Origin of the sequence: Citrobacter sp. RHBSTW-00671 (genome assembly GCF_014103415.1) — a bacterium.
Lineage (GTDB): Bacteria > Pseudomonadota > Gammaproteobacteria > Enterobacterales > Enterobacteriaceae > Citrobacter.
The window spans coordinates 4297540-4310784 of the sequence record NZ_JABXPR010000001.1; the positions used below are offsets into that span (position 1 = coordinate 4297540).

Sequence of the window (13245 nt, forward strand, 5' to 3'; positions counted from 1 at the left end):
TTCCCCTTACAAAAATCAGGCCTTGATGGCTTTCAATACATTAATCATTTCAAGCGCAGTCAGTGCAGCTTCTGCGCCTTTGTTGCCGGCTTTGGTGCCAGCACGTTCGATGGCTTGTTCAATACTTTCGGTGGTCAGAACACCGAAGGCTACCGGAATACCGCTGTCCTGAGCGACATGCGCCAGGCCATTGCTTGCACCGCCAGCCACATATTCGAAGTGTGCGGTACCGCCACGGATAACCGTACCCAGCGCAATCACCGCGTCATATTTACCGGTTTTTGCCAGTACGTCAGCCGCCAGCGGCAGCTCATACGCGCCTGGAACCCAAACGACGGTAATATTTTCATCTTTAACCTGACCAATACGTTTCAGGGCGTCGATCGCACCTTCCAGCAGGCTGTCATTGATAAAGTTGTTGAAACGCGCAATGGTGATGGCGACGCGAGCGTCCGGGGTAGCAACGTTAGCTTCAATAATGTTCATATTCTTCCTTCGGATTCACTAGACCCCGCAGGGGGGCAGATTTTATCATAATAATCTGTGCGCTGCTTCCCTTTCGAACCGGGAGATCATGCGCCCACTAAATGCAGGCAAAGGTCCGGACCTACATGGCGTATTTCGTTGAATTTGAAATGGGGGGCGTCAGCCAGTTTCTCAAGGCCTGGAAGCACACATAATCCCCGGGCATCGCTGCCTAACAGTTTAGGCGCAACATAGACGATTAGCTCATCCACCACGCCAGCCTGTAATAACGCGCCTGCAAGTGTTGGCCCGGCCTCAACCCAAATGCTGTTAATTTGCTGCTTGCCCAGCTGCATCATCAACACCACCAGATCCAGATGCCCGTTATGTTCCGGCACTTTCAGGCTACGAACCGTTTCCGGCCAGCTGCGAGAATCGTCCTGGGTACGGACGATCCAGGTTTCTCCGGGCTGTTGCACAATACGATGCGCCGGTGTTACCTGGTTCTGGCTATCAAGTACAATACGGATCGGCTGACGCAAATTTTCCTGCGGATAACTCGCCTGGGTTGACTCCCCCAGTTCTTCCCAACGGACGGTAAGCTGAGGGTCATCCGCCAGTACCGTGGCACTGCTGGTTAAGATGGCATGGCTTTGCGCGCGCAGGCGTTGCACATCGCGGCGCGCCTGCGGCGAGGTTATCCACTGGCTTTCACCACTGGCCATCGCCGTGCGCCCATCAAGCGAGGCGCCCAGCTTGAGCTGTACGTAAGGGAATCCGGTACGCATCCGTTTGAGAAAGCCCTTATTAAGCTGCTCAACTTCGCTCATCATCAGGCCATGGCTGACGTCAATGCCCGCCTGCTGCAAGCGATAAAGCCCACGGCCAGCGACCTGTGGATTAGGATCTTGCATAGCAGCAACCACACGCGTCACACCGGCGGCGATCAGCGCATCGCAGCACGGCGGCGTGCGACCATGATGACTACAGGGTTCAAGCGTAACGTAGGCCGTTGCCCCCTGCGCTTTTTCTCCCGCCATACGCAGAGCATGGACTTCGGCATGAGGCTCGCCCGCGCGATGGTGATACCCCTCACCGACGATTTCCCCATCTTTAACAATCACACAGCCCACGTTGGGATTGGGGTGAGTAGTAAAACGTCCGCGCGCGGCAAGCTTCAGCGCTCGCGCCATGTACAATTCATCCTGCATGGCTTAGTCCTGTAGGCGAGCAATCTCTTCGCCAAATTCTTTGATATCTTCGAAGCTCCGGTAAACCGAGGCAAAGCGGATGTAGGCGACTTTATCGAGCTTTTTCAACTGCTCCATCACCAGGTTGCCGATCATCTTACTCGGCACTTCACGCTCGCCTGTCGCACGCAGCTGCGATTTTATATGGTTTAACGCCATTTCGACGTCATCTGCGCTGACCGGACGTTTTTCAAGCGCTCTGAGCATGCCGCTACGCAGCTTCTCTTCATTAAAGGGTTCACGCACATCGTTGCTTTTTACAACGCGCGGCATAACAAGTTCAGCCACCTCAAAAGTGGTGAAACGTTCGTTACAGACCAGACACTGTCGGCGGCGGCGTACCGAAGAGCCCTCGCCCACAAGACGAGAGTCAATTACCTTAGTGTCTACGGCGAAACAGAATGGGCAATGCATACGGCGTCCTGTACCTTAGTGGTTCGCAGAAATCTATTTTACCCTGAACTGGCGTGACAACAAAGGCGGAGCGCTTTTGAGACAAAGGATCGATGCCTTCGTGCTCTGCGCACACTACCATTATGCTATCGCGACAATGAAGGAAGTAATCACAATGACAAGACGTTACCTAAGAATTCTCCTGGTGGGAAGCCTCTTTAGCCTCAGCGCCTGTGCGCAGCAAAGCGAAGTACGCCAGATGCATCAAAGCGTTAGCACGTTGAATAAAGAGATGACGCAGCTCAATCAGGAAACGGTAAAAATTACGCAACAAAATATGTTGAATGCCAAATCGACCAGCGGAGCCTACCTGCTACCCGGTTCCAAAACGCCTGCCCGGCTGGATAGTCAGATCGGCACGTTGCGTATGTCGCTGGTGAATATTGCGCCAAATGCGGCAGGAACGCGCCTGACGCTGCGTATTCAGGGGGAATCGAACACCCCGCTCCCTGCCTTTAGCGGTACTGTAGAGTACGGACAAATTCAGGGCACCACAGACAACTACCAGGAAGTGAATGTACAGAATCAGTTGATAAACGCCCCGGCGAGTATCCTTGCCCCCAGCGATGTAGATATTCCGTTGCAGCTAAACGGACCGTCTCCTGACCAGTTAGGTTTTGTTCGCATCCACGACATCCAGCCTGTTAGTCAATAAACTTTTTGCGGAACGTTTTTGTGCGTTCCGCAACATCACTCCGCCTTATTATGTTACTCCCCTGACATAACCGATATTTCTGTTAAAACTTGGCAACATTCATGGGAGCCAGTACAATTCGCCGCCTAAAGTACGCAAACGTGAACGCAATCGATTACGTAAATGATAGAACTGTGAAACAAGACATATTTTTGTGAACAATGATTTTTATAATAGGCTCCGAAGAAATACGAAATATTTAGAAACGCAATTTGCGCCTTTTTCACTCCCGAAAGGGATTTCAAACAGTGGCATACATATGAAAAAAACATTACTTGCAGCCGGTGCAGTGCTGGCGCTCTCCTCATCATTTACTGTTGCAAACGCGGCAGAAAATGACAAACCGCAATATCTTTCCGACTGGTGGCATCAGAGCGTTAACGTTGTGGGTAGCTACCACACTCGCTTTTCTCCGAAGCTGAACAACGACGTTTATCTCGAATACGAAGCGTTTGCCAAAAAAGACTGGTTTGATTTCTATGGCTACATCGATATTCCTAAGACCTTTGACTGGGGTAACGGCAACGATAAAGGCATCTGGTCTGACGGTTCCCCGCTGTTCATGGAAATCGAACCGCGTTTCTCTATCGATAAACTGACGGGTGCTGACCTGAGCTTTGGTCCGTTCAAAGAATGGTACTTCGCCAACAACTATATCTACGATATGGGTGACAACAAAGCCAGCCGTCAGAGCACCTGGTACATGGGTCTGGGTACTGATATCGACACCGGCCTGCCGATGGGCCTGTCTCTGAACGTGTATGCTAAATACCAGTGGCAGAACTATGGCGCGTCTAACGAAAACGAGTGGGATGGTTACCGTTTCAAAGTTAAATACTTTGTGCCAATCACTCAGGTTTGGGGCGGCCAGCTGACCTATATCGGCTTCACCAACTTCGACTGGGGCTCAGATCTGGGTGATGATCCGAACCGTACCAGCAACTCTATCGCATCCAGCCATGTTCTCGCCCTGAACTATGATCACTGGCACTACTCTGTCGTCGCACGTTATTTCCATAACGGCGGCCAGTGGAAAGGTGGCGATACTCTGAACTGGGGCGAAGGTGACTTCAGCGCGAAATCTACCGGTTGGGGTGGTTACCTGGTTGTCGGTTACAACTTCTAATCCAGTAAATTAATCAAAGACAAGCCAGCTTAACCGCTGGCTTTTTTTGTTCCACAGCCAGGCTGTAATGATGATCAGTTAAACATGTATAGAGAACGTTTTGCTCTGAATAAGTCTCCGTTCCTCAGAGATAGCATGTTCATTATCTCTGCCAACACATGTGATGCTTTCTAAAACTGAGGCGTTAGCTAACTGGCATTACACAGAGAGGCTGTGGAGTTTCCACAGGCAAAAAAAATCCCGACCTTGCGATCGGGATTTCAGTACTTTTGCCTGCGTTGGTTAAGGCAGAATTGACGGCTGATCCGCCCCTTCTTTCTCGACCTTCTGCTGCAGCATGTGCTCGCGCTTCATACCCAGCTTCAACGCCAGTGCCGAAGCCACATAGATAGACGATGCAGTACCGATGGACACACCGATCAGCATGGTCAGCGAGAAGCCTTCCAGTACCGGGCCACCGAACAGGAACAGCATCAGGATAACCATCAACGTGGTACCGGATGTAATCAACGTACGGTGCAGCGTCTGGGTCAATGACACGTTAAAGATTTCGTAAGGCGTACCGCGACGAATCTTGCGGAAGTTTTCACGAATACGGTCAGATACCACGATACTGTCGTTCAACGAGTAACCGATTACCGACATCAGTGAGGCAACGATAGTCAGGTCAATCTCGATATGGAACAACGACAGGATCCCGAGCGTAATGATAACGTCGTGCGCCAATGCGATAACCACACCTGCCGCCAGTCGCCACTCGAAGCGGAAACCAACATATACCAGGATGGAGATCAGTGCCGCCATCAGCGCCATTGCACCGGTTTGTGCAAGATCGGCCCCCACGCTCGGACCCACGAATTCAATTCGCTTCACCGCAGCGTTTTGGTTGGTGGACTCGTTAATCACGCTCAACACTTTGCTGCCCAACACCTGGCCGCCGTCTGCGCCTTCAGTTGGCGGCATACGTACCATAATGTCGTGGCTGCTGCCGAAGTTCTGCAGCAGCGGATCAACGAAGCCCGCTTTCTCCAGCGCATCGCGCATCACGTCCATGTCCGCTGGTTTTTCCAGCGTAATTTCAATCACCGTACCACCGGTGAAATCGAGACCCCAGTTAAACCCGCGTACGCCCATCACAATGATGGCCGCAATCAGCAGGAAACCAGAAATGCCGAAAGCCCAGTAGTCCCAGCGCATAAAGTCCCAGACTTTACGGCCGTGGTTCAATTGTTCAACAGTATATTCCTGTGCCACATCGCACTCCTCAGATTGACAGCTTTTTGACGCGCTTGCCGCCATACAACAGGTTTACGATGGCACGTGTACCGACAATCGCGGTAAACATCGACGTCGCCACACCAATACCAGTAGTAATCGCGAACCCTTTAATTGCCCCGGTGCCAACTGCGTACAGGATGATGACCTTGATCAACGTCGTAATGTTCGCATCGAAGATGGAGCTAAATGCACCCGCATAACCTTCATTGATTGCTTGCTGCACCGAACGTCCGTTGCTCAACTCTTCTTTGATACGTTCGTTGATCAGTACGTTAGCATCGACCGCGACGGCAAGGGTTAAGACGATCCCCGCAATACCCGGCATACTCAACGTCGCCCCCGGCAACAGTGACATAATGCCGACAATCAATACCAGGTTGGCAACCAGCGCGCTTGTCGCAATCAGACCGAACTTCTTATAGAAGAAGATCATGAACAGAATTGAAACCACCAGACCGGCCAGACACGCTTCCAGACCCTGTTTAATGTTCTGCATACCCAGGGTTGGGCCGATTGTCCTTTCTTCAACAATCTGAATCGGCGCAATCAATGCACCAGCACGTAACAGCAGGGAAAGCTGACGCGCTTCATTCGGGTTGTTGATACCGGTAATACGGAAGCTGTTGCCCAAGCGAGACTGGATGTTGGCAATGTTAATCACCTCTTCCTGTTTCACCAGTACGGCACGACCGTTGGCATCTTTCTTACCGCTGTCTTTGTACTCCACGAACAGGGTCGCCATCGGTTTACCGATGTTGTCCTTGGTGAAGTTAGACATGATGTTACCACCTGCGCTATCCAGCGAGATGTTAACCTGCGGCTGATTGTATTCGTCCTGGCTGGAAGTGGAATCGGTGATATGGTCACCGGTCAGGATCACGCGCTTGTACAGCACTACTGGCTGACCTTCACGGGATTGTTTCACTTCCGAATCACCCGGAACACGTCCGGATGCCGCAGCAGACTGGTCAACGTTGGTATTTACCAGACGGAATTCCAGCGTCGCGGTGGCGCCCAAAATTTCTTTCGCACGCGCAGTATCCTGGATACCAGGCAGTTCGACGACGATACGGTCAGCACCCTGACGCTGAACAACAGGTTCAGCAACACCCAGCTGGTTAACACGGTTACGCAGGATGTTGATGTTCTGCTGGACCGCGTATTCACGCGCTTCACTCAGGCGCGCATCGGTCATCACCGCACGCAGCGCATTGCTGCCCTGGCTGGAAATCACCAGATCCTGGTGACGCTTGCTCAGGTAAGAGATAGCTTCATCACGGGCATTTCCATCACGGAAGGTGATGCTCAGACCGTAGTTATCTTCTTTCCGAACGGTAGTATAAGGAATGCCTTTTTCACGCAGATCGCTGCGCAGGCTATCGATATTTTGTTCCTGCAATTTACCCAGTGCGGTGTCCATATCCACTTCCATCAGGAAGTGAACGCCGCCACGCAGATCAAGACCGAGTTTCATCGGTTCTGCGTGAATGGCTGCCAGCCAACGGGGTGTTGCCGGAGCAAGGTTAAGCGCCACGACGTATTGATCACCCAGCACGCCCATCAACACTTCACGTGCGCGCAGTTGGGTATCGGTGGAGTCAAAGCGCGCAAGAATAGCGCCCTCTTCCAGAGCCACAGACTTAGGTGTGATTTTATCTTCTTGTAACGTTTTCTGGACCTGGATCAGCGTTTGCTCACTGGCGGCGGCACCGCGCACGCCAGTGATTTGAACAGCCGGATCCTCACCATACAGGTTGGGAAGTGCGTAAAGCAGGCCGACGATAATAACGACGACCAGCATAATGTACTTCCACAAAGGATAACGGTTTAACACGGCAGTTCCCTTTGGGAAAACAATAAATTACAGCGCCTTCATCGTGCCTTTCGGCAGAACGGCAGCTACGAAATCACGTTTGATAACCACTTCAGTGGTGTCGTTCAGCGCGATAGCGATGTAGCCAGTTTCTGCTACTTTGGTCACGCGACCTACCAGGCCACCGTTAGTCAGCACTTCATCACCCTTGGCAATGGAGCTCATCAGGTTTTTATGTTCTTTGGTACGCTTTTGCTGTGGGCGCAGGATCATGAAGTAGAAAATCAGACCAAACACCACCAGCATCAGAATCAGAGACATCGGGCTGCCCTGCGCCGGAGCACCTGTTGCCGCTACCGCATCAGAAATAAAAAAGCTCATTCAAATTCCCTCATTATTAAAATTAATCAACGTTCAAAGGTGGAACAGGTCGACCCTGACGTTGGTAAAAATCGGTCACGAAGCTCTCTAATTTACCCTCTTCAATAGCCTTGCGTAAACCCGCCATCAAACGCTGGTAGTAGCGAAGGTTATGAATCGTGTTGAGTCGCGCGCCCAATATTTCGTTGCAACGGTCGAGATGATGCAAGTAAGCACGCGAATAATTGCGACAGGTGTAGCAATCACACTCGGCATCGAGCGGACTGGTGTCGCTTTTATGTTTCGCATTACGAATTTTTACCACGCCGTCAGTCACAAACAAATGACCATTACGGGCATTTCGCGTTGGCATCACGCAGTCAAACATATCGATACCACGACGCACGCCTTCAACCAGATCTTCTGGTTTGCCAACGCCCATCAGATAGCGAGGTTTATCTGCCGGAATTTGCGGGCAAACATGTTCCAGAATGCGGTGCATATCCGCTTTCGGCTCACCGACAGCCAAACCGCCGACAGCGTAGCCATCAAAGCCAATATCTACCAGACCTTTGACAGAGATATCACGTAAATCTTCGTAAACACTGCCCTGAATGATGCCAAAAAGCGCATTTTTGTTGCCAAGGCCATCAAAACGGTCACGGCTGCGCTTCGCCCAACGCAAAGACATCTCCATTGAGCGTTTAGCATAGTCCCAGTCAGCCGGATACGGCGTACATTCATCGAAAATCATCACGATATCGGAACCGAGATCGTATTGAATCTCCATCGACTTCTCGGGATCGAGGAAAATCGGATCGCCGTTGATCGGATTACGGAAATGCACACCCTGCTCGGTGATCTTACGGATATCGCCCAGGCTGAACACCTGGAAACCACCGGAATCAGTGAGGATCGGTCCTTTCCACTGCATGAAATCGTGCAGGTCGCCGTGCAGCTTCATGATTTCCTGGCCCGGGCGCAGCCACAGGTGGAAGGTGTTGCCGAGGATGATCTGTGCGCCGGTTGCTTCAACTTCTTCCGGCGTCATGCCTTTCACGGTGCCGTAAGTACCAACCGGCATAAAAGCAGGCGTTTCTACTACGCCACGATCAAAAACCAGGCGGCCGCGGCGTGCGCGACCATCGGTGGTATCCAGTTCAAATTTCATTTTTTCTCCTGCATCAGAGAGACAGTCTGATGATTAAACTTTCCCCATGGATTCACTCCACGGAGTGTAAATATTTTAACCCACTGGCGAAGGCGCAATCGGCGCAGCCAGTTTGGGGGCGACCAGCGCACAGCCACCGGAGCGTACACGCAGTACGTGAGGATGGCGAGCACTGCCCGCCATCAAAATGGCAAGTGAGATAGCCTTCTCACGGTCGCTCAGAAATAGCCTGCGGATTGTACGTGATAAACATCGCATCACCGTAACTAAAAAAGCGATATTCCGCTTTGACCGCTTCATGATAGGCGTGCATGGTGTTTTTATAACCTGCAAAGGCGGAAACCAGCATGATCAGCGTCGATTCCGGCAGATGGAAGTTGGTCACCAACGCGTCTATCACTTTGTATTGATAACCTGGATAGATGAAGATCTGCGTATCGCCGAAGAACGGTTCAATAAGGTCGTTTTTGGCTGCCTGCGCTGCGCTTTCCAGTGAACGCACGGAGGTAGTGCCCACGGCAATAACGCGGTTACCGCGTGCTTTCGCCGCCAGCACAGCATCAACCACATCCTGCGGTACTTCCGCGTATTCCGAGTGCATGATGTGATCTTCGATAGTGTCTACACGCACCGGCTGGAATGTCCCTGCCCCCACGTGTAGCGTGACGAACGCCATCTCAATGCCCTTATCGCGCAGTTTAGCCAGCAGCGGATCGTCAAAGTGCAGGCCCGCGGTCGGCGCGGCGACCGCGCCCGGCTTTTCGCTGTACACGGTCTGGTACAGCTCGCGGTCGGCGTCTTCATCCGGGCGATCGATATACGGCGGCAGCGGCATATGGCCGATGGCGTTGAGGATATCCAGCACGCTGCGTTCGTCGTTAAACTCAACTTCAAACAGCGCGTCATGGCGGGCGACCATCGTCGCATTAATACTTTCGTCGTCACCCAGTAGCAGTTCAGCGCCCGGTTTTGGCGCTTTCGAGGCGCGAATATGCGCCAGAATACGTTTGTCATCCAGCATACGCTCGACCAGCACTTCAATCTTGCCGCCGCTGGCTTTACGACCAAACAGACGAGCCGGGATCACGCGGGTGTTATTAAAGACCAGCAGATCTCCAGGGTTGAGCTTATCGAGCAAATCGGTGAAAGTACCGTGCGTCAGCGCGCCCGTCGGCCCATCCAGTGACAGCAAGCGGCAACTGCTGCGCTCAGCTTGCGGATAGTGGGCAATCAGGGATTCGGGTAATTCAAAGGTGAAATCGGTAACGCGCATGACACTGACTCAGACTAAAATAAGAGGCGGGTAGTCTAGTGCCGGGGCGTTCTCCCTGCAACCTTTACCCCTCTGGATAAACGTTTAACTATGAATTTTCTTGCACACCTGCACTTAGCACATTTAGCTGACAGCTCACTCTCCGGCAACCTGCTGGCCGATTTTGTTCGTGGAAACCCGGCGTCCAGTTTTGCGCCTGAGGTGGTGGAAGGCATTTTCATGCACCGCCGAATCGACGTAATGACCGATAACCTGCCGCAGGTGCGTGAAGCCAGAGAGTGGTTTCGTAGCGAAACGCGTCGCGTCGCACCGATTACGCTGGACGTCATGTGGGATCACTTCCTGTCTCGACACTGGTCAGAAATCTCTCCCGATTTCCCGCTGACGGATTTTGTGCGCTACGCGCACACCCAGGTTGTCACTATCCTGCCAGAATCACCGCCGCGCTTTATCAATCTGAACAATTATATGTGGTCAGAGAAATGGCTTGAGCGCTATCGCGACATGGATTTTATCCAGAATGTACTCAACGGGATGGCCAGTCGCCGTCCACGTCTCGATGCTCTGCGCGATTCATGGTACGACCTGGACACCCATTACGATGCCTTAGAAGAACGCTTCTGGCAGTTTTACCCGCAGATGATGGACCAGGCACGCCGTAAAACGCTTTGATGGCCTGAACACGCCATCTGGCGAACATTGATAGTCAAAACCTGTCTCATTGATTGCCAGCGCCTCTTTGTCTTATTGCCAAACACTCTCTATACTGGCCCGCGTTGCGTTCCAAAAAACCCTTAACTTTGCAGGAGAATTTATATGGTACTGGTAACTCGTCAGGCTCCGGATTTCACAGCAGCTGCGGTACTGGGTAGCGGTGAGATTGTTGATAACTTCAACTTCAAACAGCATACCAACGGTAAAACCACCGTTCTGTTCTTCTGGCCAATGGACTTCACCTTCGTTTGCCCGTCTGAACTGATCGCATTCGACAAGCGTTACGAAGAATTCCAGAAACGTGGCGTTGAAGTGGTTGGCGTTTCTTTTGACTCTGAATTTGTCCACAACGCATGGCGTAACACCCCTGTCGACAAAGGCGGCATCGGTGCAGTGAAATACGCAATGGTTGCTGACATCAAACGCGAAATCCAGAAAGCCTACGGCATCGAGCACCCGGAAGCGGGCGTTGCTCTGCGCGGTTCTTTCCTGATCGACGCTAACGGCGTTGTTCGCCATCAGGTTGTTAACGACCTGCCGCTGGGCCGTAACATCGACGAAATGCTGCGCATGGTTGACGCGCTGCAGTTCCACGAAGAGCACGGCGACGTTTGCCCGGCACAGTGGGAAAAAGGTAAAGAAGGTATGAACGCGTCTCCGGACGGCGTAGCAAAATACCTGACCGAAAACGTTTCCAGCCTGTAATTGGCATGAATCGAAAAAAGGCCGCAAAAGCGGCCTTTTTTATTGGCGCTGACCCGTCCTTTAAAACGCGAAGCAGGAGCAGCCGAGCGCCCCCCAGAAGGCCCGGTCGTCTGATACCGGTATCCCTGATTTACGCGCAATATCATGCTGATGACCATGTACGCCACAGCTGCCGCAGCACTGATGCATCTGCACCATTGCCCCAACCTTCGCAGCAACCGGCGGCGCTGAGCGATAATGTCCCGGTACTTTCACAACGGGCGACCAGTCAGGGACAACCGGAATCGCTGGGGGGGCCAGCGGGGAGAAATGTCCAGCCGCATAAACCACTTTGCCATCGACAATGGTCATCACTGACTCAATGCCTTTGATCTCTTCTTCCGGCACGCTGAAATAGTCTTTTGACAGCACCACCAGATCTGCCAGTTGATCCTTTTCAATACGCCCTTTCTTACCCTGCTCGCTGGAGAACCAGGCGCTGCCTGCTGTCCACAGTTCCAGGGCAACATCACGCGCCAGGCGGTTGTTATCATCGTACATCGCCATACCGCCAACGGTGCGTCCTGATACCAGCCAGTACAACGCTGTCCACGGGTTGTAACTTGCCACACGCGTAGCATCAGTACCCAGGCCAACCGGTACATCAGCCGCCAGCATTTTTGCCACCGGCGGCGTATGTTTCACCGCCTCTTTGCCATAGCGATCGACAAAATACTCGCCCTGGAATGCCATACGGTGCTGAACGGCAATGCCACCGCCTAGTGCTTTTACCCGTTCGATGTTGCGTTCGGTAATCGTTTCGGCATGATCGAAGAACCAGTGCAGGCCATTGAACGGGATGTCACGGTTCACCTTCTCAAACACGTCGAGCATACGGCTGATGGACTCATCATAAGTGGCATGCAGACGGAACGGCCAACGATGTTCCACCAGATGACGTACGACACGCTCCAGTTCCTCTTCCATCCCTTCCGGTAAATCTGGACGTGGCTGCAGGAAATCTTCGAAGTCAGCCGCCGAGAAGACCAACATTTCCCCTGCCCCGTTAGCACGATAGAAGTCGGTTCCTTGCCCGGGTTTGAGCATATCCGTCCAGCGCTCAAAGTCTTCCACTTCCTGCTTCGGACGCTGGGTAAACAGGTTGTAAGCAATACGCACCGTCATCTGCTGGTTTGCGTGCAGTTGCTCGATGATCTCGTAATCTTCCGGGTAGTTCTGGAAGCCGCCGCCGGCATCAATGGCGCTGGTCAGCCCGAGGCGGTTCAGCTCACGCATAAACTGGCGGGTCGAGTTAACCTGCATCTCTAACGGCAATTTTGGCCCTTTCGCCAGCGTCGAATAGAGGATCATGGCATTCGGTTTGGCTATCAACATTCCGGTTGGATTACCGTTGCCGTCACGCACAATCTCTCCCCCCGCCGGGTCCGGTGTGGCTTTGGTGTAGCCAACGGCTTTCAGCGCCGCGCGATTCAGCAACGCCCGGTCGTAGAGGTGCAAAACAAATACCGGTGTATCCGGTGCAGCGTCGTTCAGTTCTTCCAACGTCGGCATACGACGTTCGGCAAACTGAAACTCGCTCCAGCCGCCGACCACCCGCACCCATTGCGGAGACGGCGTGCGGTCGGCCTGTTCTTTGAGCATACGCAGCGCATCGGCCAGTGACGGTACGCCTTCCCAGCGCAGTTCCAGGTTGTAATTCAACCCGCCGCGAATCAGATGCAGGTGTGAATCATTTAAACCCGGGATCACGGTGTGTCCCTGCAGATCGACAACCTGCGTACCGTCGGTCGCAAAGCTCATTACCCGATCGTGACTACCCGTCGCGAGGATCTTCCCGTTGGCGATCGCCACCGCCTCTACCTGCGGGCTTTGCTTTTCGAGAGTATGAATTTTTCCGTGAGTCAGAATCAGTGTGGCAGTTTGAGACATAACAATCTCCTGAG

Annotated in this window: 13 protein-coding genes; 4 read left to right on the forward strand and 9 right to left on the reverse strand. The window is 52.7% G+C overall.

The window, feature by feature from the left end:
• Positions 1 to 15 precede the first annotated feature (15 nt).
• The 3 genes from ribH to nrdR all read right to left on the reverse strand — a co-directional run bounded on the left by ribH (position 16) and on the right by nrdR (position 2129).
• Positions 16 to 486, reverse strand: coding sequence for a 6,7-dimethyl-8-ribityllumazine synthase (ribH, locus tag HV261_RS20685; protein ID WP_202039310.1), 471 nt, complete (start codon positions 484 to 486; stop codon positions 16 to 18).
• An 86-nt stretch (positions 487 to 572) separates the two neighbouring features.
• A complete protein-coding gene (gene ribD / locus HV261_RS20690; protein WP_202039311.1) occupies positions 573 to 1676 on the reverse strand; it encodes a bifunctional diaminohydroxyphosphoribosylaminopyrimidine deaminase/5-amino-6-(5-phosphoribosylamino)uracil reductase RibD in 1104 nt (367 codons plus the stop codon).
• Positions 1677 to 1679: 3 nt separating this feature from the next.
• Positions 1680 to 2129, reverse strand: coding sequence for a transcriptional regulator NrdR (gene nrdR, locus HV261_RS20695; protein ID WP_003021571.1), 450 nt, complete (start codon positions 2127 to 2129; stop codon positions 1680 to 1682).
• A gap of 154 nt (positions 2130 to 2283) precedes the next feature.
• Between nrdR and HV261_RS20700 the strand changes: the two genes are divergently transcribed.
• Complete coding sequence (locus HV261_RS20700; protein ID WP_202039312.1) at positions 2284 to 2823, forward strand: SadB/YajI family lipoprotein; 540 nt, start codon at positions 2284 to 2286, stop codon at positions 2821 to 2823.
• A gap of 298 nt (positions 2824 to 3121) precedes the next feature.
• Positions 3122 to 3988, forward strand: a complete 867-nt coding sequence (gene tsx / locus HV261_RS20705; RefSeq protein ID WP_137384644.1) for a nucleoside-specific channel-forming protein Tsx — start codon at positions 3122 to 3124, stop codon at positions 3986 to 3988.
• 282 nt (positions 3989 to 4270) lie between these two features.
• Here the strand turns inward: tsx and secF are convergent, their stop codons facing one another.
• From secF to queA, 5 genes are all read right to left on the reverse strand, one after another.
• Complete coding sequence (secF, locus tag HV261_RS20710) at positions 4271 to 5242, reverse strand: protein translocase subunit SecF (RefSeq protein ID WP_202039313.1); 972 nt, start codon at positions 5240 to 5242, stop codon at positions 4271 to 4273.
• A 10-nt stretch (positions 5243 to 5252) separates the two neighbouring features.
• Positions 5253 to 7100 (reverse strand): protein translocase subunit SecD, encoded by a 1848-nt coding sequence (gene secD, locus HV261_RS20715; RefSeq protein ID WP_202039314.1) that lies wholly within the window; start codon positions 7098 to 7100, stop codon positions 5253 to 5255.
• 27 nt (positions 7101 to 7127) lie between these two features.
• Complete coding sequence (yajC, locus tag HV261_RS20720) at positions 7128 to 7460, reverse strand: preprotein translocase subunit YajC (RefSeq protein WP_061155582.1); 333 nt, start codon at positions 7458 to 7460, stop codon at positions 7128 to 7130.
• A gap of 22 nt (positions 7461 to 7482) precedes the next feature.
• Positions 7483 to 8610 (reverse strand): tRNA guanosine(34) transglycosylase Tgt, encoded by a 1128-nt coding sequence (tgt, locus tag HV261_RS20725; RefSeq protein WP_045440480.1) that lies wholly within the window; start codon positions 8608 to 8610, stop codon positions 7483 to 7485.
• Positions 8611 to 8818: 208 nt separating this feature from the next.
• Complete coding sequence (gene queA / locus HV261_RS20730) at positions 8819 to 9883, reverse strand: tRNA preQ1(34) S-adenosylmethionine ribosyltransferase-isomerase QueA (RefSeq protein ID WP_202039315.1); 1065 nt, start codon at positions 9881 to 9883, stop codon at positions 8819 to 8821.
• A 90-nt stretch (positions 9884 to 9973) separates the two neighbouring features.
• Between queA and acpH the strand changes: the two genes are divergently transcribed.
• Both acpH and HV261_RS20740 read left to right on the forward strand, forming a co-directional pair.
• A complete protein-coding gene (gene acpH / locus HV261_RS20735; RefSeq protein ID WP_202039316.1) occupies positions 9974 to 10555 on the forward strand; it encodes an ACP phosphodiesterase in 582 nt (193 codons plus the stop codon).
• A gap of 144 nt (positions 10556 to 10699) precedes the next feature.
• Complete coding sequence (locus HV261_RS20740; protein WP_048212444.1) at positions 10700 to 11302, forward strand: peroxiredoxin; 603 nt, start codon at positions 10700 to 10702, stop codon at positions 11300 to 11302.
• Positions 11303 to 11362: 60 nt separating this feature from the next.
• Here the strand turns inward: HV261_RS20740 and HV261_RS20745 are convergent, their stop codons facing one another.
• Positions 11363 to 13231: an amidohydrolase gene (locus HV261_RS20745; RefSeq protein ID WP_202039317.1), complete on the reverse strand. Its 1869-nt coding sequence runs from the start codon at positions 13229 to 13231 to the stop codon at positions 11363 to 11365.
• Positions 13232 to 13245: the final 14 nt, after the last annotated feature.